The sequence below is a fragment of the Halomonas sabkhae genome (genome assembly GCF_030409265.1).
Classification (GTDB): domain Bacteria; phylum Pseudomonadota; class Gammaproteobacteria; order Pseudomonadales; family Halomonadaceae; genus Halomonas; species Halomonas halmophila.
In genome coordinates this window covers 272518-297971 of record NZ_JAUFPM010000008.1, presented here as the reverse complement: position 1 = coordinate 297971, position 25454 = coordinate 272518, and the positions used below count along the sequence as shown (strand labels likewise).

Genomic DNA, 25454 nt, shown 5'->3' with positions numbered 1-25454 from the left:
CCTTGGAATTATTGTCGATCACCGCCGGAACGCCTCGCGGCTCAACCGGCGAGGCACTGCCATACCCTGCCGGTCCGGCAGGGCGATGCGCATACTAAGGGGGCAAGGCGGGGGCAGCAACCGAAATGTCACATTCCGGAAAAACCCGGCCGGAGTGGCGCAAGCCCACGCGCCCGACCAGGCGTTTTCAGTGCTTCAGGCCGCGTCGGCGGAGCGCGCCTTGCGAATGCGGTCATAGGCGTTGCCGATCTCGCTGGTGCGCTCCTTGGCCACTTCCCGCATGTTGTCGGGCAGGCCCTTGGCCGCCAGCTTGTCGGGATGGTTCTCGCTCATCAGACGGCGGTACTGGCGCTTGATCTCGGCGTCGCTGGCATCCGAGGACACGCCCAGCACCTGGTAGGCGTCTTCCAGCGAGACTTCATGCTGCGCGGCGCCACCGCCCTCGGCCGCCCCGCGCAGCATGGCCTCGATCTGCGCGATTTCGGCCTCGGAGCACCCCAGGCCGCGCACCACCCGCATCAGCATCTCGTGCTCGGCGGAGTGCAGTTCGCCATCGGCGGCGATGGCCGCCAGCTGGACCTGCAGGAACACCTGACGCAGTGCTGGCTGGCTGCCGATGATCGGCTTCAGCTTGGCCAGTTCCGCGTCCAGATCGAAGTCATCGCTCTTGCCACGGGTGAAGTCTTCACGTGCCTTGGCCCGCTGCTCCTCGCCCAGGCGCAGGCGGTCCCACAGCTGGCGCGAGGCCTCGAGTTCCGCCTCGCTTACCTGGCCATCGGCCTTGCACATGCAGCCCATGACCGCGAAGGTCGATTCGAGAAACTGCTTTTGAACGGCGGCCAGGCGGCCCAGCATGCTGCGACGCACGCGCCGCACCAGCCAATAGCCCAGCCCGCCGCCGATCAGCAGACCCACAGGGCCGCCGATCAGAAACCCCAGCAACCCACCAATCAGCACCATGGCCAGCATGTCGACTCCTTGAAGCATCTCTCGCAAACTTGGCGACGAGCATAGCATCCCGGCATGCCGGGGAGCGATGCGCGCCCGGCCGCCGGGTCAGTCGCCCAGGCGCTGTCGGATCGAGGCCTCGATGCCATCGGCATCCAGACCGCACTCGGCGAGCAACTCGGCCGGCTTGCCATGTTCGACGAAGCCATCCGGCAGGCCCAGCTGCAGCAGCACCGAGGCACGTCCCTCGGCGGCCAGCAGCTCGGCGACCCCACTGCCGGCACCACCGGCCACCACGTTCTCTTCCAGCGTTACCAGCAGGTCGTGCTCGTCGGCCGCCGCCAGCACCGCCTCACGATCCAGCGGCTTGACCGAACGCATGTTGAGGTGGCTCGCATCGAGCCGCTCGGCGACCTCGGCGGCCGGCACATTCAGGCTGCCGAAGGCCAGCAGGGCCACCCGGGGCCCGTCGCCGCCCGCCCGGCGGCGGCACTCCGCCTGACCGATGGGCAACGCTTCGAGGTGTTCGGGCACCTCGGCGCCCGGGCCGGTACCACGCGGATAGCGCACGGCCGCCGGCCCGGCATGCTGGTAGGCGGCACTGAGCATGGCGCGGCATTCGGCTTCATCCGCCGGCGCCAGCACCACCATGCCGGGCACACAGCGCAGATAGCTGAGGTCCAGCGCGCCGTGGTGCGTGGGGCCGTCCTCGCCGACCACGCCGGCCCGGTCGATGGCAAAGGTCACGTCCAGATGCTGCACCGCCACGTCATGAATCAGCTGGTCGTAACCGCGCTGCAGGAAGGTGGAGTAGATCGCCACCACCGGCTTCATCGCCTCGCAGGCAATGCCGGCGGCCAAGGTCACCGCATGCTGCTCGGCGATCGCCACATCGTAGTAGCGCTCGGGATACTCCCGGGAGAACCGCACCAGATCCGAGCCCTCGCGCATCGCCGGCGTAATGCCGATCAAGCGCTCATCGGCGGCCGCCATGTCGCACAGCCAGTCGCCGAAGACGTTGCAGTACTTGCGCGGCTTGGGGGCCAGGGGGTCGACCGGCTTGAGCGGCGGCGGCGTCTGGCCGGCATCGGCCTTTTCCAGCTTGGTGATGGCGTGATAGCCGATGGGGTCGGCTTCGGCCGGCAGGAAGCCGCGCCCCTTGCGCGTCTTCACGTGCAGGAACTGCGGGCCTTCCATGTCGCGCATGTTGCGCAGGGTCTGCACCAGGGTCGGCAGGTCATGGCCATCCAGCGGGCCGATATAGTTGAAGCCCATTTCCTCGAACAGCGTGGCCGGGCTGACCATGCCCTTCATGTGCTCTTCGGTGCGCCGCGCCAGTTCCAGGGCGCCCGGCAGGTGGGACAGTACCCGCTTGCCGTTCTCGCGCATGCTGGTATAGGGCTTGCTCGACATGATGCGGGCCAGATAGCTGGCCATGCCGCCGACGTTCTCGGAGATCGACATCTCGTTGTCGTTGAGGATCACCAGCAGGTTGGCATCCACATGGCCGGCATGCGCCAGCGCCTCGAAGGCCATGCCCGCCGAGAGGGCGCCATCGCCGATCACCGCGCACACCCGGCGCTGCTCGCCACGCGCACGGGCGGCCAGAGCCATGCCCAGCGCCGCCGACACCGAGGTGCTGGAGTGTCCCACGCCGAAGGTGTCGTACTCGGATTCGCTGCGTCGCGGGAAGGCGGCCAGCCCGCCGAACTGGCGAATGTGCTGCATGGCCTCGCGGCGACCGGTCAGGATCTTGTGCGGATAGGCCTGATGCCCGACGTCCCAGACCAGGCGGTCACGGGGCGTCTCCAGGGCATGATGCAGAGCGACCGTCAGCTCCACGACCCCCAGGCCGGCGCCGAAGTGGCCGCCGGACACGCCCACGCTGTACAGCAGGTAGGCACGCAGCTCATCGGCCAGCTGCGTCAACTGGGTGTCATTCATGGCGCGCAGGGCGGCCGGGGTCTCCAGAGTATCGAGCACCGGCGTGGCCGGACGCTCGACCGGAATATCATCGAACAGCTTCATGTTGGCCCTGTGGTTCAGTGGTCACGCTCGATCATGTAGCGGGCCAGGCTGGCCAGCACATGACCTGCCTCGCCCAGCGGTGCCAGAGCCGTCACGGCCTCGTCAACCAGGGCGCTGGCCTTGGCATCGGCACCCTCGAGCCCGAGCAGGGTGGGATAGGTCGGCTTCTCGCGGGCGGCATCGGCGCCCGAGGCCTTGCCCAGCACGGCGGTGTCCCCGGTTACATCGAGCACATCGTCGCGAATCTGGAAGGCCAACCCGATGGCCGCGGCATATTGCTCCAGCGCCAGCAGGCGCTCGTCATCCTCGGCCACGGCCACCAGCCCGCCCAGGCGCACGGCGGCATGGATCAGCGCACCGGTCTTGTGGCGATGCATGGTAGCCAGCGCCGTCAGGTCGGGATGGCCACCCACGGCATCGAGATCCAGCGCCTGGCCGGCCGCCATGCCATCCCGGCCGGCAGCACGCGCCAGGCTCGTGACCATCGCCGGCAGGCGCGGATGAGCGGTATCGGCCAGTACCTCGAAGGCCAGCGTCTGCAGGGCGTCGCCCGCCAGAATGGCCGTCGCCTCGTCATAGGCACGGTGTACCGTGGCCTGGCCACGGCGGACATCATCGTCGTCCATGGCCGGCAGGTCGTCGTGCACCAGGGAATAGGCATGTATCAGCTCGACGGCCATGGCCGGCCCGTCCAGCGCCGTGTCGCTGGCGCCCAGCGCGCGGCCGGCGGCATACGCCAGCACCGGCCGCAGGCGCTTGCCGCCGACCATGACGCCATGCCGCATGGCGGCGTCGAGACGCGGCGACGGCGCCTCGGCGCGCATGAAGAGGGCATCCAGCCGTGCATCGACCCGACTGCGGTCATCGGCCATCAAGCGTTCAATGTCCACCGCCATCCTCCTCGGGTGGGGCGAAGGGCTTGAGGTCGACCCCGCCGTTCTCGCCCTCGGTGAGGCTGCGCACCTTGAGCTCGGCTTCATCGAGCTGGCGTTGGGCATCCCGGGTCAGGCGCACCCCCTGCTCGAAGGCGGTCAACGAGTCCTCCAGCGACAGCTCGCCGGACTCCAGTCTTTCCACCAGGGCCTCCAGACGCTCGACGGTCGCCGCGAAATCCGTCGGCGCTGTCGCGTCCTTGTCCTCTTGATGCTTGTCCTGTCCCGCCATGGCTACCCTCTCAGCCATTTACTTTGAGGCCGCCAGTATACACGCATCCCCCGGGGGGTCGTCTGCCCCGCCCACGATGCAGGATGCAGCCCGCTCATCCCGCGACGGAGGCTTTTTCATCCGCATCGGTGGCGTTTGTGGTAGGATGTGCCCCCTCGTTTCGAGCCTTTTGCGGCCCTGGCCTCCCTCGGCTGCCTCGGGCATCACCTACCTGACACGCAATCGCAAGCGGCGCGCACCAAAGACAGAGGTTGATTCGACCATGGCCAAAACGTCCCTGGACAAGAGCAAGATCAAGATCCTGCTGCTCGAGGGCGTCCACCAGAGCGCGGTGGACAATTTCCTGAATGCCGGGTACACCAACATCGAGCACCTGCCGACCTCACTGGACGAGGAAACGCTGATCGACCGGATCCGTGACGTCCATTTCATCGGCATTCGCTCGCGTACCCAGCTCAATGAGCGTGTCTTCGCCGCCGCGGAGAAGCTCGTGGCCGTCGGCTGCTTCTGCATCGGCACCAACCAGGTCGACCTGGACGCGGCCCTGGTGCGCGGCATTCCGGTGTTCAATGCGCCCTACTCGAACACTCGCTCGGTGGCCGAGCTGGTGGTGGCCGAGTCCATCATGCTGCTGCGCGGCATTCCCGAGAAGAGCGCCAGTGCCCACCAGGGCGGCTGGCTCAAGTCCGCCCGCAATGCACACGAGGCCCGCGGCAAGACGCTGGGTATCGTCGGCTATGGCAGCATCGGCGCCCAGCTCTCGGTACTCGCCGAATCCCTGGGCTTCGACGTCATCTACTACGACGTGGTGACCAAGCTCGGCATGGGCAATGCGCGACAGGTCGGCAGCCTCGAGGAGCTGCTGGCCCGGGCCGACATCGTCAGCCTGCACGTGCCGGATGTGCCCTCGACCCGCTGGATGATCGGCGAGGCGCAGATCAACCTGATGAAGCCGGGCAGCATTCTGATCAATGCCTCGCGCGGCAGCGTGGTGGTCATCGAGGCACTGGCCGAGGCGCTTCAGGCCGGACGCCTGCACGGTGCGGCCATCGATGTGTTCCCGGTCGAGCCCAAGGGCAACAATGAAGAGTTCGTCAGCCCGCTGCGCGGCCTCAACAACGTCATCCTGACGCCGCACATCGGCGGCTCGACGCTGGAAGCCCAGGAGAACATCGGCATCGAGGTATCCGAGAAGCTGATCACCTTCTCCGACAACGGCACCACCATCACCTCGGTCAACTTCCCCGAGGTGGCACTGCCCTCGCACCCCGGCAAGCACCGCCTGCTGCACATCCACGAGAACGTGCCCGGCGTGATGTCCGAGATCAACCGCGTGCTCTCCGAGGAGGACATCAACATCCTCGGCCAGTATCTGCAGACCAATGCCAGCATCGGCTATGTGGTCGTCGACGTGGACAAGGAGTACGGCCCCCGCGCGCTGGAGGCCTTGAGCAAGGTTGCGCACACCCGCCGCGTGCGCGTGCTGTACTCGGAAGCCAGCTTCGACTGAACCCGGCGCCTCCTGTGCCGTTCCCGACGACCCCGGCCCCGTGCCGGGGTCGTTGCGTCAGGGCTGCGCCGCCCCGAAGTGCGAACACCGCGCGGGATGGGTAGAATACGCGCCACACCAACCCCGGTCCGTCCTTTGCGAGGACGACAACCAGGAGATCCGCATGTCCACACCTCAAGACCCGGGGCGCATCGTCGTGGCCGCCCTGTACAAGTTCGTCACCCTCGATGACCACGAAGCGCTGCGCGAACCATTGCGCCAGGCCATGCTCGAGCATGACGTGAAAGGCACCCTGCTGCTGGCCCGCGAGGGCATCAATGGCACCGTTTCGGCCACCCGCGAGGGCATCGACGCCCTATTGGCCTGGCTGGCCCGCGACCCGCGCCTGGCGGACGTCGATCACAAGGAATCCCTCTGCGACGATCACCCCTTCTACCGCACCAAGGTCAAGCTCAAGCGCGAGATCGTGACCATGGGCGTGCCCGATGTCGATCCCAATACTCAGGCCGGCACCTATGTCGACCCCGAACAGTGGAACGACGTCATCGCCGACCCGGAGGTCCTGGTGATCGATACCCGCAACGACTACGAGGTCGCCATCGGCTCCTTCGAGGGCGCCATCGACCCGCAGACCAAGTCGTTTCGCGAATTCCCGGAGTACGTCAAGGCCCACTACGACCCGAGCCAGCACAAGAAGGTGGCCATGTTCTGCACCGGCGGCATCCGCTGCGAGAAAGCCTCCAGCTTCATGCTCAACCAGGGCTTCGAGGAGGTCTACCACCTCAAGGGCGGCATCCTCAACTACCTGAAGCAGGTCCCCGAGCAGGACTCCCTGTGGCACGGCGACTGCTTCGTCTTCGACAACCGGGTGACCGTGCGCCACGACCTCAGCGAGGGCGAGTACGACCAGTGCCACGCCTGTCGCATGCCGATTTCCGCCGAGGACCAGCAGGCCGACACCTATGAACCCGGCGTCAGCTGCCCGCACTGCTTCGACGCCCTGCCGGACAAGACCCGCGCCGCCGCCCGCGAACGCCAGAAACAGATCGAGCTCGCCAAGCAGCGCGGCGAACCCCACCCGCTGGGCCGCGACCCCAGGCAGATGAAGGGCGAGTAGGTCACGCCTCGACCCGCGCCCGTCCACCAGGCCTTGTCGTGGCTGGAAAGCAGGGGCGCCGGCCATGACGACATTGGGGCCTCACGCCTGTGAGGCCCCGCTTACGTCAGCTCCTCTAGCGCAGCTATTGCGCCGGCGCCGCCTCAGGATGGGTATTATCAACGTGATGCTGTTCACCCACAGGTCGCATGAACAGATTGACGAAAAAGGCAATCGCCAGCAGCCCGGCCATGGCGTACATGGTTGTGTTATAGAGGCTGGAGGTGGGGTCCACAGTCCCCGGCGGGGCGATCTCCATCAACCGCGCGATGGTTACCGTATTCGCTTCAACCAGGGCATCCAGCTGGGCCAGAGGCGCGCCAAAAGCATCGCGAAATGCCGACGGCTCGACCTTGGCGGCCAGATCGGTGATGGCATTGTGACGCGACATGTCCCGCAGATACGTGATGGCAAATGGGCCAAGCACGCCGGCCGTCGACCAGGCAGTCAGGATACGGCCATGGATGCCCCCCACGTGCAAGGTGCCGAACACATCAGCCAGATAAGCCGGAATGGTCGCAAAACCGCCTCCGTACATGGTGAAGATCACCATGGTCGCCGCATAGAATCCGGACAGGTAGATGACATTCGGGTTGCTGCTGACCGCCGAGGCCAGGAAGGGGATCGACATGTAAAGCAGAGTCCCGAGCACAAAGAAGCAGTGATAGGTGTTCTTGCGACCCAGGTAGTCCGATGTCGACGCCCAGAAGAAGCGTCCGACCATGTTGAAGACCGAAATCATGAGCACATAGGCGGATGCGAAGGACGCCGTGACGATCCCCGGCATCGTCGAGCCGAATATCTCGGTCATCATGGTCTTGGCCACGCCGATGACACCGATACCCGCCGTCACGTTGAAGCACAGCATGACCCACATCTGCCAGAACTGCGGTGTCTTCAATGATTGATTGATGTGCACATGGTGGCGAGTAATCATCGACTGGCTGTCGTTCTCGTCGGGTGGTGTCCACCCCTCCGGCTTCCAGTCGGCCGGTGGTACTCGGTAACTGAAAGACGCGAGCATCATGATCACGAAATAGACGACGCCGAGGGTGACGAAGGTCCCGGCCGCCCCGGTATCACCTGTGCCCACGGCGTAAACACCCGCTTCACCGCCGTGCGGCAACTCGGCAGCCTGCGCCGCCGAGGCGACCACCACCTCGACCTGACCATTGGCCGTCTCGGCGAAGCGACGACCCGCCTCGGTCATCAGTTCCACCGAGTCCGCAGCCCCCAGATAAGTCGGTGCTTCGGCAAAGGTGTTCAGCAGATAACCAATCAAGGGCGCACCGATCATGGCACCACCGCCAAACCCCATGATCGCCATGCCGGTCGCCATGCCCCGACGGTCAGGGAACCAGCGGATCAGGGTCGAGACGGGCGAGACATAGGCCAGACCCAGTCCACAGCCGCCGATGACACCATAGCCCAGATAGATCAGCCACAACTGGTGACTGACGATACCTATAGAGCCGACAAGAAAACCACCGCCCCAACAAAAGGCTGACACCACACCGACCATTCGGGGCCCGACTTCCTCGAGCCACTTGCCCCCGAATGCCGCCGCCAGACCGAGCGTAAAAATCGCCACGGAAAAGATCCAGACGACAGACGATAGATTCCAGTCTCCGGCAGAGGGTGCTACTACGCCGATCTGATGCGTCAGAGCTGGATTGAACACGGACCAGGCATAGACCGAGCCGATGCACATGTGGATAGCGATGGAGGCCAGCGGCACCAGCCAGCGATTGAAACCGGGCTTGGCGACGATGTTTTCCTTCATCAGGAAGGAAAACATGCCGCGCGAGTTGGCGTTGCTCATTATTGTAATGTCTCCCGTGTTGACAGCACGCCCCGCTCGGAGCGCGTTCAGGTCGTGATGCGACAAACTGCTACACCCACGGAAGAATGGGTCCAAGCCTCTCCAGGGTCAAACAAAAATCCTTCAATATCAAATAGATGAATTGACAATATGTCATCAGGATGTGTCACACAGCATGCCGAAGTGGTCAAGCTGTCTCTGGGCATGACGCATCATCACACCAAATGGGACATATTGACCTTATGGGTGGCCTACCGGGAGCCAGACCGTAAATCGGCTGCCGTTCCCTTCCTCGCTCAGCGCCTCGACCCAACCACCGGCCCGCGTCACGAGTGTCTGGCTGATCGATAACCCGAGCCCGGTGCCCTGAGCCTGCTTGGTGGAGAAGAAGGGGTCGAAAATGCGCTTGAGCACTTCGGGTGCCATGCCGCGCCCGGTATCCGAGACGATGATCGCGACACCCTCCCCACTTTCCGTGTCACGATCCTCGGTTTCCAGGGTCAGGGTGCCTCCCGCGGGCATGGCGTGAATGGCGTTCACCAGCAAGTTGATGATGACCTGCTGAAGCTCGGTTCGCTCGACCATGATCGTCCGCGTGCTCCGATCATCCCGCTCGACATGAATCTCTGCCTTGCTGGAAAGGTGACGCGTCAGGACCAGACAGTCCTCGATCACCTCGGCAGGCAGCAACTGATTGGCCGAACCGGAGAATTCGCCGGGACGCGCGAATTGCAACAACTTGGAGATGATCGCCGAAATGCGATGCACCTGATCATCGATCAGCTCGAACTCCGTGGCGACTTCGTCGGCACGCGCACCCAGTGTCTGTCGGGCGACGTCCAGATTCCCCTGGATGACAGCCACGGGATTATTGACCTCGTGGGCCACGCCAGCCGTGATCTCGCCGACCGCAGCGAGTTTTTCCGACATCACCAACTGCTCGGTGGTGCGCTCCAATCGCTGATTGGCGTCCTGAAGGTCCCGGGTGCGCTCTTCGACCTTGTCGTTAAGTTCGCTCGCCCAGTCACGCAGGCGACGATCCCGTTCCTGTACCTGGTCAAGCAGGTCATCGAGATGTCGAGCGACTCTGTTGATTTCGCCGCGACCGCCCTGCTGCCCGATCCGCGCCCCCAGATCGCCCGACTCGACACGCGCGATCGTATCGTTCATGTGTTCCAGCGGCCGAAAGATGCGTTGGGCCCATACGAGGAAAATCGGCACCGAGATGGCAGTAATCGCCAGGAAGATCACCGCGATCAGAATGATGCTGGTGGTTCGAGCCTCACGAAACGGTGCCTCGAGGAAACCGACATAGAGCATGCCAACCCGTTCGCCGTGACTGTCGACGATGGGCTCGTAAGCCGAGATATACCAATCGTTGACCACGAAGGCACGATCGAGCCAGACCTCGCCCCGTTCCAGCACCTGCGAGCGGACCTCCGCCGACACTCGGGTTCCCAGGGCACGTTCGCCCTCGAACAGACGCACGTTGGTCGACACCCGGACATCATCGAGGAATAGCGTGGCCGTGCCCTGACTCCCTTCGGGAAGGCTCCGCTCGCGATACACCAGGTCATTGATGGTATCGATGAAGTCGAGATTGCGGTTCAGCAATTGCCCGCCGACCAGGGCCGCCCGCTGGCCGTCCGGCAGCCTGACCGGCGCCGCCGCGTGCAGCATCATGCCGCTCTCTACCACACTGCGGGAGGTGGGCACCGCCGCACGTGTCGGCACGACCGGCACCCTCGCCTGCTCGGCCAGGGATGGCGACAACCCCATCAACTGCTCATGATCGAAGACATCGACCGCACTTCGGGTCGTGCCATCGAGTGCCGCACGCACCACCGGCCAGTCACGGGCCGTGAAATCCAGCGAGGCCGGCGTATCGGATGGAATGATGCGCCCGTTGCGCGTGACCACGTACAGGAAGTCGAACCCGAGCGCACGGCGGCGACGCTCGAGAAAAGCCGACGCCGTTCCCGACTTCGCCATGCCCTCTGCAAAGGCGACGGACGCGCCCAGCGACTCGATGCGATCCCCCGAGTTCTCGCGCAACCGCGCCATATACTGATGCGCCATGGTCAAGTCGCCGTTGACCTTTACCGTCAGCAGGTCGTCTACCTTGCCGGACCAACGCCATACCGCCGTCCCCAACAGCACCGGCAGCAACACCAGCATCGGCAGAAGGGCGATGACGAGCAGGCGCACGCGCACCGACCGAACCCAGTTCGGCAACCTCCGACTCACGTCAGATCCCCCAGGCGGAACACTTGCGGTCCACGGTCTTGCGTGACACGCCCAGCCGTCTGGCAGCTTCGGCACGGTTGCCGTGAGTCGCTTCCAGCGCGTCGAGGATCTGACGCCGCTCAACCGTCTCGAGCGTCTCGATCTCATCCTCGGGCGGTGGCGCCAGGGTTTCGAGTGGAAAACGACCGAAGATCAGCGAGCGTTCGATGAAATTGAGGAGTTCGCGGATATTACCCGGCCAGCGATGACGCAGGATGGCCGCCCGCGTAGAGGCGTCGATCTCCAGACGGGCCAGGCCCAGATGTCGCGCGATCTCGGACATGAACAACTCGGCCAGCGCCAGGGTATCCGCGCCACGCCGCCGCAAGGGCGGCATCCTGATCTCGATGACATTGACACGAAAGTAGAGGTCTTCTCGAAAGCGTCCTGCCGCGACCTCACCCGCCAGATCCTTGGAGGTCGCGCACACGAAACGCAGATCCAGCGGCACCTCCAGCTCACCACCCACTGGCCTCACGGCCCTGTCCTCGAGCACACGCGTCAATGCCAGCTGCGCTGCAGACGACAGTTCACCGATCTCATCCAGGAAAACCGTGCCGCCCTGGGCAGACACCAGCAGTCCCTCACGTCCTTCCTCGGCACCGGCGAAAGCGTGGCGCGTGTGACCAAAGAGCTCGACTTCCAGCATGTCGGCCGGAATCGCCGCGCAATTCACGGCCACAAAGGGCCTTGCCGCTCTCTCGGATAGAGCATGCAGATGGCGTGCCGCCACTTCCTTGCCGGTACCTGACTCGCCACATATCAGGATCGGCGTCGGCATGTTGGCAACCCGACCCAGGGTACGCCGTACTTGTTCGACCTCCTCGGAGTCACCGACCAGTTCACTACGACGTCGTCGCCAGATATCGGTACTCTGCAATTCATGGCGCAACAGGGCATTTTCGCGCTTGAGCTGACCGAGCTCGATACAGCGACGCACGGCATTCAACACCTGGTTGGAACGCACCGGCTTGAGGATGAAGTCGCGCGCTCCGGCGCGCATGGCTTCAATGGCCGTATCCAGATCCGCATAGGCCGTCACGACAATCGTATCCGCGATGGATCCCTGGCGATGCCGTTCGGCCAGCCACTCGATGCCGTTGCGTCCGGGCATGACATTGTCGAGGAGCACGACATCGAAGCTTGTCTGCTGAATGCACGCCTCGGCCTGATCCACATCCGCGGCCTCGACGACCTCGCGGCAGTACAGGCGCAGCGTCTTCACCAGGAAATTGCGCATCCCGGGTTCATCATCGATCACCAGGACGGCGGCCCGGGCCAGCAGCCCGGTCAGTTCATCCGGGCGAGAACCCTCATCAGTCCCTTGATCTTGCTCTGACATCGCCACCCACTCTCAATAAGGACGCGAACACTCACTCGATGGTACGTCAACTAGAGGCATAGCGGGCACGTCTGCCACCAAAGATGAGTCTGGAAACCATTTCCGCCGGCAAGACAGCGCCGGGTCGACAAGGTATGCTGGCGGCTCGATAGCCGAGGCGACGAACAAACGGGGATTCAGGTGAGCGAAGGCAAGCGACGATCAGCAGGACGACCGGCAACCGGCAAAACCAGCGGCGGGCACAGCCAGTCGCTGGTGCGCGGGCTGAACCTGCTCGAACTGCTGGCCGGCAGCCCCAACGGGCTGGCCCTCTCGGAGGTGGCCGAGGAGTCGGGCCTTGCACCATCGACCACTCACCGGCTGTTGCAGGCCCTGCAGAGCCAGGGTTACGTGACCCAGGACAACGAACTGGGCGTGTGGAAGGTCGACGTCAAGACCTTTCGCATCGGCAACAGCTTCCTCGAAGCCCGCGACTTCATCGGCACCAGCCGGCCCTTCCTGCGCCGCCTGACCGCGCAGACCGGCGAGACCTCCAACCTGGGCATCCGCGATGGCGGCACGGCGGTCTTCCTGGCCCAGTGCGAGTCACCCCAGATGATGCGCATGATCACCCGCCTGGGCTCCCGCGCGCCCCTGCATGCCTCCGGCGTGGGCAAGGCCCTGATGGCCTGGCTGCCGGAGGACGAGATCGAACGCATCCTTGAGGAACAGGGCCTGGCGAGCATCACCAACTGCACGCTGAATGACACCGCGGCCCTCTACGCCAGCCTGGCCGAGGTACGGCAACGCGGTTATGCCTGTGATCGCGAAGAACATGCCGTGGGCCTGCATTGCGTGGCGGCCTGCATTCACAACGAACACGGCACGCCGCTGGCGGCCATTTCGGTGTCCGGGCCCATGGCGCGCATTCCCGAACCGCGCCTGCTGGAGCTGGGCGAGCTGGTGCGTGAAACCGCTCACGACATCACGGCCCGCCTCGGCGGGCGGGTCCCGGCGGCGGACGAAGTACCGAGCTGAGCCAGGGCCCGGCGCTCAGTCTTCCTGCAACGGCCGCTCCAGGCGCGCCATCATGTCCAGCAACTGCTGACGCTCCTGCGCTGTAAGGGGGGCCAGCAATTGCGCTTCGCGCTCGCGCACCCGGGGAATCAGCTCGGTCATCAGCTGCTGGCCCGCCTCGCTGAGGCGTAGATCATGCCAGCGCTGGTCATGCGGCGACGGCCGACGCCACACCAGCCCCCTGCCCTCCAGCGCCTGCACCGCGCGCGAGACCCGCGCCTTGTCCATGCGCGTCGCATCACGGATCTGCTTGGCGGTCATTTGCGGCTGGTGGTGCAACCAGGCCAGCACCCGCCACTGCGCCACGTTCAAGCCATGTTCATGCTCGTACAGGCGTGCCAGTGCCTCACTGACGCGATCCGCCAGTCGGTCCAGGCGATAGGGCAGAAAGTGTTCCAGGTCGAAGTCCACTGACGATCTGTGTTCGGCCATGAGGGAAGTCCCGCAACGGTGTCAATCTTGGATGAGGCGCCGGATGATGCCATCGGCACGGGCGGATCATGTGGCCCAGCCAAATAGTTGCACATGAAACCATATACGGCTACTCTTCTCTATATAGTTTCATTTGAAACCAAGCCCGACAGGTCATCACAATGACAACAGCCCTCGACTATCAGCCCGGCTTCCGCAATCATTTCAGCAGCGAGGCCTTGCCCGGCGCGCTGCCCACCGGCCAGAACTCGCCCCAGCGTTGCCCCTACGGCCTATATGCCGAACAGCTCTCCGGTTCCGCCTTTACCGCGCCACGTCATCGCAACCTGCGCAGCTGGCTGTATCGCATTCGCCCCTCGGTGGTGCAGAGCGCCTATGCGCCGTTGGCCATGCCCAGAGTGGCCACCGCGCCGCTCGACCAGCCCGCCGCCGACCCCAACCAGATGCGCTGGGACCCGGTCCCGCTGCCGGAGGCCGCGACCGACTTCCTGGATGGCCTGCTGACGGTGGCCGTCAACGGCAATGCCGATGCTCAGCAGGGCTGTGCGGTGCACCTCTATGCCTGCAACCGCGACATGACCGAGCGTTTCTTCTATGACGCCGACGGCGAGCTGTTGATCGTACCCCAGCAGGGCGACCTGCTCCTGCGCACCGAGCTCGGTGAGCTCGAGGTCACACCGGGCGAGATCGCCCTGATCCCGCGCGGCATCAAGTTTCAGGTGCGCCTGGCCAACGGCAGCGAGGCGGCTCGCGGCTATGTCGCCGAGAACCATGGCCAACCGCTGGAGCTGCCCGAGCTGGGGCCGATCGGCGCCAATGGCCTGGCCAACCCACGCGACTTCCAGAGCCCGGTGGCCGCCTATGAGGAGGTCGAGGGTGACATCGCGCTGGTGGCCAAATTCGCCGGTCGCTTCTGGGTCACGCACCTGGACCACTCACCGCTGGACGTGGTGGCCTGGCACGGCAACTACGCGCCCTGCAAGTACGACCTGGCATGCTTCAACACCATCAACACGGTGAGCTTCGACCACCCGGACCCGTCGATCTTCACGGTGCTGACCTCACCCTCGGAGACCCCGGGCACCGCCAACCTGGACTTCGTCATCTTTCCGCCACGCTGGATGGTCGCCGAACACAGCTTCCGGCCGCCCTGGTTCCACCGCAACCTGATGAGCGAGTTCATGGGGCTGGTGCACGGCGCCTATGACGCCAAGGCCGAGGGCTTCCGCCCCGGGGGCGCCAGCCTGCACAACTGCATGTCGCCCCATGGCCCGGATGCCGATACCTTCGAGAAGGCCTCGACGGCGGAGCTGACGCCTCAGTACCTGGGCAATACCCTGGCCTTCATGTTCGAGAGCCGCTACGTCTTCCACCCCACCAAAGCCGCGCTGGATGCCGACTTCCGCCAGCGCGACTACGTGGATGTGTGGTCGACGCTGCGCCGCCACTTCGACCCGACGACGCGCTAGGAGCCTGTCGGATTTGACCGATCGTCGCGAGAATCACGGATTTCGCGACAAGTTTATCGATCTGATGAGGCGAATAGCCCGCTATTTAACGAATCAGATCGAATGAAATTGGCCGAAAGCCCGGGCTTCGTAGCAGATCAGCGTTAAGTCCGACAGGCTCCTACTGACGGCGGTGATGAGCGCCGGGGACAAGACGCAGCGAGGTCTTTTGCCATGGCGAGGCGGAAGGAGAAGCACATCCAGTGGATGTGCTTCCCGCCGAGCGGGTTGGCCACGGATGGCCAACCCAGGCCCTGCAAGCGGCGCAGGATGCTTTAGCGCCGCAGGGCAAAAGTAGCGCCCCGGGATGGGTTTACAGCGCCCGCGCGGAGTCTTGTCGACGGAAAAGCTCATCACTTTCCAGCAATCGACATCCACACTCCCTCTGACAGCACAGGACAGACACCCATGAAACTTGCCTCTCTCAACCAGGGCCGCGACGGCGAACTGGTCGTGGTCTCTCGCGATCTGACCCGCGCCGTGCCCGCCACTGATATCGCCCCGACCCTGCAGGCCGCCATCGAGCACTGGGAAACGCTGGCGCCACGCCTCGAGCAGCGCTACGCCCAGCTCAACGATGGCCGCGCCGAGGGCGCCTTCGATCTCGATCAGAGCGCCCTGCATTCCCCCTTGCCGCGCACTTACAACTGGGCCGACGGCTCGGCCTACCTCAACCATGTGCAGTTGGTGCGCCAGGCACGCAATGCCGAGATGCCCGACAGCTTCTGGCACGACCCGCTGATGTACCAGGGCGGCGGCGACGCTTTCATCGCCCCCACCGAAGACATCGAGGCCGTCAGCGAGGAGCACGGCATCGACTTCGAGGGCGAACTGGCGGTGATCACCGACGACGTGCCCATGGGCGTCGACGCCGCGGCCGCCGCCGAGCACATCAAGCTCGTCATGCTGGTCAACGACGTCAGTCTGCGCGGTCTGATCCCCGGCGAGCTGGCCAAGGGCTTCGGCTTCTTCCAGGCCAAGCCGGCCTCCAGCTTCTCGCCGATCTGCGTGACACCGGACGAACTGGGCGACGCCTGGCAGGACAGCCGCGTCCACCTGCCGCTGACCGTGCACCTCAATGGCGAGACATTCGGCCAGCCCGAGGCCGGCCCCGACATGATCTTCGGCTTTGCCGAGCTCGTCGCCCATGCCGCCCGCACCCGGCACCTGGGCGCCGGTGCCATCATCGGCTCGGGCACCGTCTCCAATCCGGGCCCGGATGGCGGCCCCGGCAAGCCGGTCGGTGACGGCGGCGTCGGCTACAGTTGTCTGGCCGAGGTGCGAATGGTCGAGAAGATCCTGTACGGTGAAAGCCGAACCCCCTTCCTGCGCTTCGGCGACCGGGTGCGCCTCGAGATGTTCAACCGCGACGGCCAGAGCATCTTTGGCGCCATCGACCAGCAGGTCGTGGCCTATCACGCACCCTGAGCCTCGAGGAGACCACTGCCGCATGACCACGCTCTACAGCTATTACCGCTCGTCCGCCGCCTACCGGGTGCGCATCGCCCTCCATCTGAAGGGCGTGGCGCATGAGCAGGTCGCGGTCAACCTGGCCCGGGGCGAGCAGCACAACGACGCCTACCGCGCCCACAACCCCCAGGGCCTGGTGCCGATGCTGGTCACCGATAACGGCCGCCAGCTGACCCAGTCGTTGGCGATCTGCGAGTATCTCGAGGAACGTTATCCGACGCCCGCCCTGCTGCCCGACGACGCCGAGTCGCGTGCCCGGGTCAGGGCGCTGTGCCAGGCCATCGCCAGCGACATTCATCCCTTGAACAACCTGAGGGTGCTGCAATACCTGGTGAAGGACCTCGAGGCCGGTGACGACGCCAAGCTGGCCTGGTACCAGCACTGGGTCCACCGCGGCTTCGCCGCCCTGGAGACCATGCTGACGCGCGAGGCCGGCAGCGGCGACTTCTGTCATGGCGATACGCCGAGCCTGGCGGATGTCTGCCTGGTGCCCCAGGTCTTCAATGCCGAACGCTTCGCCTGCGACCTCTCGGCCTACCCGAGGATCATGCGGATCGCCGACAACGCCCGGGCCCTGGACGCCTTCCAGCGGGCCGCCCCCGGCGAGCAGCCGGATGCCGTTTGAGGCTGATCGTGGAAGGCAACATAGGTGTTGTGGATAACTCAGCCCTGTGGATAGAAGCCGCCCTCGCCGACCAGCACGGCGGCGCCGCCGACCTCGACCCAGACCTGGTCATCCTCGCGGCGCGCCCTCACCTGAATCTCGCTGGGACGCCCCATGTCGACGCCCTGGCGGATGCGCCAGCTACCGCCGCCGCGGCGCGTCCGGGTGCCCAGATAGCCGGCCAGGGCCGCCGCCGCTCTGCCGGTGGCCGGGTCCTCCTTGAGGCCGGCAAAGGCGCGAATGAAGGTGCGCGTCGCCAGGGCCTCACCGTTCGCCACGTAGAGATAGACCTGCTCGACGCCGCTCGGCGAAATGTGCTGCAACCACTGGCCGATGTCCGGCATCACCTTCGACAGCGACGCCTCGCTGTCCAGGGGCACCAGATGAAAGGGCAGGCCACAGGAGGCCTGAATCGGGTCATCGACGATCGCCTCGGGCGCCAGGCCCAGCAGACTGGCCGCCGCCGAACGGCCCAGCGAACTCGCCCCGACCTCGGCCGGCACCGCCGCGCTGAAGCGCGCCAGCTCCCCCTCGAAGCGCACTTCTATGGGCCCCACCGGCGCCCGCAGAGTCAGTGGCTCGGCCGTGTCGATCAGGCCTTGGGCCGCCAACAGATGGGCCGTACCGATGGTCGGGTGACCGGCGAACGGCAGCTCGCGGCTTGGCGTGAAGATGCGAATCGGGAAGTCGTTGTCGCCCTGGCGACGGCCGACGAAGACCGTCTCCGCCAGGTTCAGTTCGTTGGCGATCGCCTGCATTCGCGTCCCGTCCAGACCCTCGCTGGCCAGGAAAACGGCCAACGGGTTGCCCGCCAGGGGCGTGGCGGTGAAGACATCCAGCAGGTAATAGCGCAGCAATGACGCTGTCATGAGATCTCCCGTGTCGAATGGTGTTCGCAGGCCTACAGCATAGCGTTCCTGGCGCCGACCCGCCGCTGCTCAACGTCGCCAGAATGGCTTGCGGGCCTCGCGCTCGGCGCGGGCCGCACTGATCCCGATATCATCGAGCAACCGCGCGTCGAGATCGCGAAGCCGACGGCGCGTGTGATGTCGCTGCCGCTGGCGGCGCCAGGTCTGTCTCCAGCCAGTCAAACGATCCCGCATCATGAGCCTCCTGTCGCAGCCCCTAGAGGTGTCTCGACAGGTTAAGCTCAGCCCCGCAAGCGATACAGATTCAGCTTTAGCGTTTTTATGGGCTACAGTTGTGCTGTCAGCCTGACTGTACCGAGCGCCTTGCGCTCATCTGTACCGCTTCGGATGCATATCACGATGACAGCCGCGACACGCTACGACGACATTGCCGACCTGCTCGCCCGACGCATCGACCAGGGCATCTACCCGGTCGGCGACCGGCTGCCCTCGATTCGCGCCCTGTGTCGCGAACAGGGCATCAGTGTCACCACCGCGCAGAGCGCCTATGCGCGACTCGAGGAAATGGGACTTGCCAGCGCGCGCCCTCGCTCGGGCCATTATGTGCTGCCGCGCCCCCGCCCCCGGGCCCTGCCGACGGTTTCGCGCCCCGCCCAGCGACCGCTCGAGGTGGCACAATGGGACCAGGTGCTGACCATGGTTGGATCGGGCCCGAGTGCCGATCAACCACGACGCCTGGGCGCCGGCACACCGGCCCTGGATGCCACGACCCTCAAGTCGCTTGGCCGCCTGCTGGCCGGCCTGCACCGCGACCCGGATCCTCGCGACCTCGGCTACGACAGCCTGGCCGGCCACCCGCCGCTGCGTCAGCAGGTGGCGCGCCTGGCCACCACATCCGGCTGCCTGCTGCACCCCGACGATGTGGTCATCACCACCGGCTGCCAGGAGGCCCTGGCGATCTCCCTTCGCATGCTCGCCACTCCCGGCGACGTGGTCGCCGTGGACTCTCCCAGCTTCTACGGCGCCATGCAGATTCTCGAGGCCCATGGCCTCAAGGCAATGGAGATCCCCACCGACCCGCGCCGCGGCATCAGCCTCGAGGCGCTGGAGCTGGCGCTGGACCAGTGGCCGATCCGCGCCATTCAGGTCACGCCGACCTGCAACAACCCGCTCGGCTATTCCATGCCCGAGTCGCACAAGCGTGAACTGCTCGAGCTGGCCCGGCGCTACGACGTGGCGGTCATCGAGGATGATATCTACGGCGATCTGGCCTTCGACACGCCCCGACCCAGGGCCATCAAGGCCTTCGACGACGAGGGTCGGGTATTACTCTGCAGCGGGGTGTCGAAGAGCCTGATGCCGGGGCTGAGGGTCGGCTGGATCGCGCCGGGGCGCTACCGCGACCGAGCACTGCACGAGAAATACATCTCCACCGGCGCCTCGGCGACTCAGCCCCAGCGCGCCGTCGCCGCCTTCATCGAAAAGGGCCATTACCAGCGCCACCTGCGCGCGATCACACGCCGTTACCAGCGCCAACGGGATATCATGATCGACTGGGTCGGCGAATACTTCCCGGCCGGCACTCGCATCAGCCAGCCGCAAGGCGGTTTCCTGCTGTGGCTGGAGCTGCCCGACAGCGTCGATACGCCCCGACTCAATGAACGCCTCGCCGCCGAACGACTGCACGTGGCACCGGGACCCATGTTCTCCGCCTCGGGCAAGTATCGCCACTGCCTGCGCCTCAATTACGCCGAGCGCCCTACCGCCTCGCTCGAGGCCGCCATTCGTCGCGTCGGTGAACTCGCGGCGCACACCATGGGCCCTGAATAAGTGAAGCCGCTTCGCCGTGGCGTTACACTGGGCTCGCCATCTCCACCGTCAGCCGAGGCCTGCATGAGTTCCCACCTGCTTTCCGTCGATTCCCTGTCACGCGATGATGTGGACCACCTGATTCGCGTCGCTTCCCGCATGGAGCCGATCGCCCAGCGGCGCAAGGTCACCCGGGTGCTGGAGGGAGCGGTGCTCGGCAACCTCTTCTTCGAGGCCAGTACGCGCACGCGGGTCAGCTTTCATGCGGCCTTCTGCCGCCTGGGTGGCAGCGTCTGCGATACCACCGGCTTCACGTTCTCCTCCATGGCCAAGGGCGAATCGCTGTATGACACCAGCCGCGTGATGAGCGGCTACTGTGACGCCATCGTCATGCGCCACCCCGACCAGGGCTCGGTGGCCGAGTTTGCCGAGGCCACCAATGTGCCGGTGATCAACGGTGGCGACGGCCCCGGCGAGCACCCCAGCCAGGCGCTGCTCGACATCTACACCATCGACAAGGAATTCGCGCTGCGTGGCAAGTCGCTGGCCGGCGCCCATATCCTGCTCACCGGTGACCTCAAGTACGGCCGCACCGTGCACTCGCTGATCAAGCTACTGTCGCTCTACGAACCGATGCGCATCAGCCTGGTCTCACCGCCGGGACTCGAGATGCCGCAGCACCTGGTCGAGCTGGTCGCCTCCCGTGGCCACCGGGTCGAGACTCGCGAAAGCCTGGCCGCCGACTACTCGGACGTGGACATGGTCTATACCACGCGTATCCAGAAGGAGCGCTTCACCGCCGAGATGAGCGAGGGCTTCAGCCTGTCCCGGGACTACACCGTGGACAAGGCCTTCATGGACCAGCGCGTCAACGACCACACCATCGTCATGCACCCGCTGCCGCGCGACAGCCGCCCGGATGCCAATGACCTGGACGTGGACCTCAACGCCGATCCACGGCTGGCGATCTTTCGCCAGACCGACAATGGCATCCCCATGCGCATGGCGATCTTCGCTACCCTGCTGCAGGTCGAGGACCTGGTCGAGCGGGACATGCGCGATGTGGGCTGGTTCGTGCCGAAGACCTTCGGCGTCAACGACGTGGAGCGCTGACACCATCGGTCGGGCCCGATCGGCGAGTTTCGCCTAAGCTGATAACGGAACCGATGACGCAGATCCGCAACGGCAACCGGGGAGGCGAGCCCATGAATCTGCAACGCGCCTATATCCTGCTGGCAATCTTCTACACGGGGCTGCTCGGCCTGGGCATCCTGGCCATGATACTGGGCGGCGGCCCGCCACTGGCCCTCTTTCAGCTGGCGCTGGGCTGCGTGGCCATTGCCGGGCTGTGGGGCTACTTCCTCGGGCGGCCGGTCATGAACTGCCGCACCTGGCGTCCCTTCGCCGGCCTGCTGGTGCTCAGCATGCTGGCCCAGCTGTGGCTGGTCGTCAGCGCCTCCCCCTCCAGCGGCGAGCTTACCTGGCTGCTGGCCGGCCTGGTTTTCACCGCCCCCTCGGCCCTGCTGCTGTTCCACTATGGCCAGCGCGACCAGGACCTGTGGGCCACCCCCGACGAGCGCCAGGGTGGTCAGGCCCTGGCGGCACTGCTCGAAAAGCAGCAGGAGCTGGAGGTGGACCGTCAGCAGGTGCCACGCCCCGCCAGTGTCCGTATCACCCATAAGGGCGACCACTACCGGGCACGAGTGATACGTGGCCAGGGGGAAGCGGCCGAGCAATTCGTGCGGCGCTTTCAGCGCCCGGCGACCCTGGCCTTCTTCATCGAGCGCTTCACCTGCCTCGAGGTCGGCGATTTCGTGGCCAAGTACCGGGACGAGGACGAGCAGGCACAGCCGCAGGCAACGGATGCGGCCCCGGGATGAGCCTGCCCGGGGTTCGGGCGAGGGGACAACGGCCGGGTGGCCTGGCGGTGCGTGGAGATGAGGCGTCCGCTCAGCGCGGCAGGCCTTCCTGATCGGCCAGCCAGCCTTCGACAATCAGCACCGCGGCCAGGCCGTCGACGCCGTCGTCACGATAGTTGCCGCGATGCCCGGCGTCACGGGCGATGGTCTTGGCCTCACGGGTGGAGCCACGCTCGTCGGCCATCTCGCAGGGGATGCCATAGCGGCCGAAGAGGCGCTTGCCGAACTTGCGCGCCCGGGTGCTCATGACGCTTTCGGTGTCGTCCATGTTGAGCGGCAGGCCGACCACGAACAGGTCGGGCTGCCACTCCTCGATCAGGCGCGACACCTGGTGCCAGTCGGGAATGCCGTCCCGCGCCGGCAGCGGATCCAGCGCCCGGGCGCTGGCAGTCAGCTCGTTGCCCACCGCCACGCCGATGCGCCGTGTGCCGAAGTCGAAACCCAGAATCAGGCGCGGCCTGGTCACGCCTTATCCCCGCGGCCAGCACCTACGGCGGCGGGCTTGCCGCAGCCGACACCTGCCCGCCGACGCCACAGGCCATGACGAGCCGGCATCTCAGCCATGTCCCGCTTCGCGGGTCATCAGGTTGAGGTCGACACCCAGCACACCGGCACTGGCGGTCAGGCGCTGCTCGGGTTCGACCTCGAAGAGGATATCGGAACGCCCTTCCACGGTGAGCCAGGCATTGTCCTTGAGCTCGGACTCGAGCTGGCCGGACTCCCAGCCGGCGCAGCCGAGACACACCAGGAAGCGCTTCGGCCCGACACCATTGGCCAGGGCCTGCAGAATATCCATGGAGGTGGTCAGGGCGATGTCATCGGTGACCTGCAGGCTCGAATCCCAGGCGTCGCTGCTGCCCTCGTGGAGGATGAAGCCGCGATCCTTGTGGGTCGGGCCACCATAGTAGACCGGCTCGTTGCGGTACGGGCTTTCGTTGCCCTCGAGTTCGAGCTGATCGAAGAGCGAATCCAGGGTCAGCTCCAGGGGCTTGTTGACGATGACGCCCATGGTGCCCTTTTCGTCGTAGTCGCACAGATAGGTCAGCGAGCCGGCGAAATTGGAATCTTCCAGGTGCGGCATCGCCATCAGGAAGTGATTTTTCAGACTTTGCATGAGACTCCCCGGCGGTCCTGTTGAGCGCCGTCAGTTTACCTTCGCCGAATCATGCGGCCGACGGGGCGCGGTAGCGTCGAGCCTGCCGTCCCTCGCCGACCCTTCGGCATTACCCGAGGATTGTATCACCTCTACCCGGCCATACGCCGAGCGATGGCATCCATCAGTGATCCGGCGATGTCGGTGCCGCGCTGGTCGTCGATCTCGCGCACACAGGTCGGGCTGGTCACATTGATCTCGGTCACGTAATCACCGATGACATCGAGCCCCACGAACATCAGCCCCTTGTCGCGGATCATCGGCTTGACCTGTTCGACCAGCCAGTAATCGCGGTCGGTGAGCTCGCGGCTGACGCCCCGCCCTCCGGCGGCCAGGTTGCCCCGGGTCTCACCGGCCGAGGGTACCCGCGCCAGTCCGTAGGGCACCGGCTCGCCCTCGATCAGCAGGATGCGCGTATCGCCGTCCTTGATCTCCGGGAGATAGCGCTGCGCCATGGCCTGACGCTGGCCGCGTTCGGTGAGCAGCTCGATCACCGAGCCGAGATTGCGGCCCTCGGGGCCGATGTGAAAGATGCCGCTGCCGCCCATGCCGTCCAGCGGCTTGAGAATGATGTCGCCATGCTCGGCATGGAAACGACGGATCTCGGCATCACGGCAGGCGACCAGGGTCGGCGCGCAGCATTGCGGGAACTGTTGGGCGAAGAGCTTTTCATTGCACTCCAGCAGCGCCCGGGTGGGATTGACCACCAGCACGCCCTCGCGCTCGGCGAAGCCCAGCAGGTGCACGGCGTCCAGGAAACGGCCGTCCACCGGCGGGTCCTTGCGCATCAGCACCACGTCGAGCTCGGCGAGGGGCGCCACCCGCGACTCGCCCAGCGCATACCAGTGCTCGGGGTCACGGAAGACCTCCAGTTCCTGCCAGCGGGCATGGGCCCGGCCGTCCTGCAGGAAGAGATCTTCCTGTTCCATGTAATACAGCGACCAGCCGCGATCCTGGGCGGCCCAGAGCATCGCCAGGCTGGTGTCTTTCTTGTAGCTGAGATCGGCGATGGGATCCATCACCACGCCTACCTTGAGGGGAGCTTGGCTCATCGCATCGGTTTCCGGCATCGAGGGAAGAAGACGCCCAGTATGCCGCATGGGCGACAGGGGCACCAAGGCCAGGCATCGAGGCGCTATCGCCAAGCGCTGATCCGTCGGCAGGCCTGCAAGGAGGCGCTGTGAACCCATCCCTGGGCGCTACATTTGCCCTGCGGCGCTAAAGCATCCTGCGCCGCTTGCAGGACCTGGGTTGGCCATCCGTGGCCAACCCGCTCGGCGGGAAGCACATCCACTGGATGTGCTTCTCCTTCCGCCTCGCCCATGGCAAATGACCTCCTTTCCGGCCTGCCCCCGGCGCGCTTTACCCTGAGCCGCCGTGGGGCCCCTCATAGGCCTATCATCGGATACGCCGCGCTACCCGGCATCGACCTCGGGCATCATCCTTGTCCTGGCACCAGGCGGATGCCGGTCGGCTCCAGGCGGATGACACCCTGCTTGTAGAGGCGGCCGATGGCCTGCTTGAAGGCATTCTTGCTGACGCCCAGGCGCGCCTTGATCTCCGCCGCCGAGCTCTTGTCGCCCAGCGGCAGATAGCCGCCACTCTCGCGCAGGGCCTTGAGCACCGACTCGCCGACCACATCGAGGCGCGCCGAGCCGCTCGGCAGCAACGACAGGTCCAGGCGGCCGTCGTCGCGTACCCGCTTCACATAGCCGGTGACACCTTGCCCCCGGCGCAGGGGCCGATTGACCTCATCGCCATACAGCAGCCCCCAGAAACGCCGCTCGACCACGGCCTTGTAGCCCAGATCCGTCGTCTCGGCGATGACCAGCGCCACCTCATCCCCGGCACTCAGGCCTTCCGCCACATCCGCGACATGCCGATCCAGGCGCTGGCTGGCCACCGGGCGCCCCTGCTGATCTTCATAGATCTTGACCAGCACACGCCGCCCGACACTGGGACGAAAACGCTGCTCGCCATAGGGCAGCAACAGATCACGGGAATGCCCCCAGTCGAGGAAGGCCCCTGTCTCATTGACCGTGACCACCGGCAGGTAGGCCACATCGCCGAGGTTCGCCCGGGGTTCCCGGGAACGGCGCATGGGCTCGCGGCGGGTGTGGCCGGCGCGCGAGGCTGGACGATGGCGAGAGTCAGACATGACGGGCATACCGATCGAGGAGTGTCAGCGCATTGTCTCGCGAAGGCGTCGCCAGCAAAAGCCGCCGGCGCCGGCAATGCATGGCGTCGTGGCGCCTCGACCGCCCACAAGATGAATTTCATTCACTTTGGACGGGAGAAACCTTCATTGGTTTTCATGG

The 25454-nt window shown here is 65.4% G+C and carries 23 protein-coding genes; 9 read left to right on the top strand and 14 right to left on the bottom strand.

Going from position 1 to position 25454, the window contains the following annotated elements; all coding sequences use genetic code 11:
* Positions 1-195: 195 nt before the first annotated feature.
* From djlA to QWY79_RS07275, 4 genes are all read right to left on the bottom strand, one after another.
* On the bottom strand, positions 196-969 hold the full coding sequence (djlA, locus tag QWY79_RS07290) for a co-chaperone DjlA (protein WP_290271352.1): 774 nt from the start codon (positions 967-969) through the stop codon (positions 196-198).
* A gap of 87 nt (positions 970-1056) precedes the next feature.
* Positions 1057-2976, bottom strand: coding sequence for a 1-deoxy-D-xylulose-5-phosphate synthase (gene dxs / locus QWY79_RS07285; protein WP_290271350.1), 1920 nt, complete (start codon positions 2974-2976; stop codon positions 1057-1059).
* Between the two features lie 14 nt (positions 2977-2990).
* A complete protein-coding gene (locus QWY79_RS07280; RefSeq protein WP_290271349.1) occupies positions 2991-3872 on the bottom strand; it encodes a farnesyl diphosphate synthase in 882 nt (293 codons plus the stop codon).
* Positions 3856-4140, bottom strand: a complete 285-nt coding sequence (locus tag QWY79_RS07275) for an exodeoxyribonuclease VII small subunit (RefSeq protein WP_141319511.1) — start codon at positions 4138-4140, stop codon at positions 3856-3858. The genes QWY79_RS07280 and QWY79_RS07275 overlap by 17 nt, the downstream gene beginning before the upstream one ends.
* A gap of 262 nt (positions 4141-4402) precedes the next feature.
* Here QWY79_RS07275 and serA point away from each other — a divergent pair, with 262 nt between their 5' ends.
* Complete coding sequence (gene serA, locus QWY79_RS07270; protein WP_290271347.1) at positions 4403-5650, top strand: phosphoglycerate dehydrogenase; 1248 nt, start codon at positions 4403-4405, stop codon at positions 5648-5650.
* 163 nt (positions 5651-5813) lie between these two features.
* The gene (gene trhO, locus QWY79_RS07265) at positions 5814-6767 is read left to right on the top strand and encodes an oxygen-dependent tRNA uridine(34) hydroxylase TrhO (RefSeq protein ID WP_290271346.1); all 954 of its coding nucleotides are present in this window, start codon (positions 5814-5816) and stop codon (positions 6765-6767) included.
* A 124-nt stretch (positions 6768-6891) separates the two neighbouring features.
* On the opposite strand, the gene QWY79_RS07260 is transcribed toward trhO, so the two are convergent.
* The 3 genes from QWY79_RS07260 to QWY79_RS07250 all read right to left on the bottom strand — a co-directional run bounded on the left by QWY79_RS07260 (position 6892) and on the right by QWY79_RS07250 (position 12256).
* On the bottom strand, positions 6892-8628 hold the full coding sequence (locus tag QWY79_RS07260) for an OFA family MFS transporter (RefSeq protein WP_290271345.1): 1737 nt from the start codon (positions 8626-8628) through the stop codon (positions 6892-6894).
* 240 nt (positions 8629-8868) lie between these two features.
* Positions 8869-10875 carry a sensor histidine kinase gene (locus QWY79_RS07255; RefSeq protein WP_290271343.1) on the bottom strand — a complete coding sequence of 669 codons (2007 nt, stop codon included), beginning with the start codon at positions 10873-10875 and terminating at the stop codon, positions 8869-8871.
* 1 nt (position 10876) lies between these two features.
* Positions 10877-12256, bottom strand: a complete 1380-nt coding sequence (locus QWY79_RS07250; RefSeq protein WP_290271341.1) for a sigma-54-dependent transcriptional regulator — start codon at positions 12254-12256, stop codon at positions 10877-10879.
* A 180-nt stretch (positions 12257-12436) separates the two neighbouring features.
* Between QWY79_RS07250 and QWY79_RS07245 the strand changes: the two genes are divergently transcribed.
* Positions 12437-13273 (top strand): IclR family transcriptional regulator, encoded by an 837-nt coding sequence (locus QWY79_RS07245; protein ID WP_290271339.1) that lies wholly within the window; start codon positions 12437-12439, stop codon positions 13271-13273.
* Between the two features lie 15 nt (positions 13274-13288).
* On the opposite strand, the gene QWY79_RS07240 is transcribed toward QWY79_RS07245, so the two are convergent.
* Entirely contained in the window at positions 13289-13744 is a 456-nt protein-coding gene (locus QWY79_RS07240; RefSeq protein WP_290271337.1) for a MarR family winged helix-turn-helix transcriptional regulator, read from the bottom strand.
* Between the two features lie 161 nt (positions 13745-13905).
* Here QWY79_RS07240 and hmgA point away from each other — a divergent pair, with 161 nt between their 5' ends.
* The 3 genes from hmgA (at position 13906) to maiA (ending at position 17347) form a co-directional block, all read left to right on the top strand.
* Positions 13906-15213 carry a homogentisate 1,2-dioxygenase gene (gene hmgA / locus QWY79_RS07235; protein WP_290271335.1) on the top strand — a complete coding sequence of 436 codons (1308 nt, stop codon included), beginning with the start codon at positions 13906-13908 and terminating at the stop codon, positions 15211-15213.
* Between the two features lie 447 nt (positions 15214-15660).
* On the top strand, positions 15661-16680 hold the full coding sequence (locus tag QWY79_RS07230) for a fumarylacetoacetate hydrolase family protein (RefSeq protein ID WP_290271333.1): 1020 nt from the start codon (positions 15661-15663) through the stop codon (positions 16678-16680).
* Positions 16681-16702: 22 nt separating this feature from the next.
* Entirely contained in the window at positions 16703-17347 is a 645-nt protein-coding gene (maiA, locus tag QWY79_RS07225; protein ID WP_290271331.1) for a maleylacetoacetate isomerase, read from the top strand.
* A gap of 38 nt (positions 17348-17385) precedes the next feature.
* Here the strand turns inward: maiA and QWY79_RS07220 are convergent, their stop codons facing one another.
* A complete protein-coding gene (locus QWY79_RS07220) occupies positions 17386-18255 on the bottom strand; it encodes a PhzF family phenazine biosynthesis protein (protein ID WP_290271328.1) in 870 nt (289 codons plus the stop codon).
* 69 nt (positions 18256-18324) lie between these two features.
* On the bottom strand, positions 18325-18489 hold the full coding sequence (locus QWY79_RS07215) for a YjiS-like domain-containing protein (protein WP_290271326.1): 165 nt from the start codon (positions 18487-18489) through the stop codon (positions 18325-18327).
* Between the two features lie 165 nt (positions 18490-18654).
* On the opposite strand from QWY79_RS07215, the gene QWY79_RS07210 reads away from it, so the two are divergent.
* The 3 genes from QWY79_RS07210 (at position 18655) to QWY79_RS07200 (ending at position 21944) form a co-directional block, all read left to right on the top strand.
* On the top strand, positions 18655-20085 hold the full coding sequence (locus QWY79_RS07210) for an aminotransferase-like domain-containing protein (RefSeq protein WP_290271324.1): 1431 nt from the start codon (positions 18655-18657) through the stop codon (positions 20083-20085).
* A 63-nt stretch (positions 20086-20148) separates the two neighbouring features.
* Positions 20149-21177, top strand: a complete 1029-nt coding sequence (gene pyrB / locus QWY79_RS07205) for an aspartate carbamoyltransferase (RefSeq protein ID WP_290271320.1) — start codon at positions 20149-20151, stop codon at positions 21175-21177.
* 92 nt (positions 21178-21269) lie between these two features.
* Entirely contained in the window at positions 21270-21944 is a 675-nt protein-coding gene (locus QWY79_RS07200) for a hypothetical protein (RefSeq protein WP_290271318.1), read from the top strand.
* A 70-nt stretch (positions 21945-22014) separates the two neighbouring features.
* On the opposite strand, the gene ruvX is transcribed toward QWY79_RS07200, so the two are convergent.
* The 4 genes from ruvX to QWY79_RS07180 form a co-directional block, all read right to left on the bottom strand.
* Complete coding sequence (gene ruvX, locus QWY79_RS07195; RefSeq protein ID WP_290271316.1) at positions 22015-22449, bottom strand: Holliday junction resolvase RuvX; 435 nt, start codon at positions 22447-22449, stop codon at positions 22015-22017.
* A gap of 90 nt (positions 22450-22539) precedes the next feature.
* Positions 22540-23097, bottom strand: coding sequence for a YqgE/AlgH family protein (locus QWY79_RS07190; protein ID WP_290271313.1), 558 nt, complete (start codon positions 23095-23097; stop codon positions 22540-22542).
* Positions 23098-23228: 131 nt separating this feature from the next.
* Positions 23229-24188 (bottom strand): glutathione synthase, encoded by a 960-nt coding sequence (gene gshB / locus QWY79_RS07185; RefSeq protein ID WP_290271312.1) that lies wholly within the window; start codon positions 24186-24188, stop codon positions 23229-23231.
* 386 nt (positions 24189-24574) lie between these two features.
* A complete protein-coding gene (locus QWY79_RS07180; protein WP_435389768.1) occupies positions 24575-25294 on the bottom strand; it encodes a CvfB family protein in 720 nt (239 codons plus the stop codon).
* Between the last annotated feature and the right edge of the window lie 160 nt (positions 25295-25454).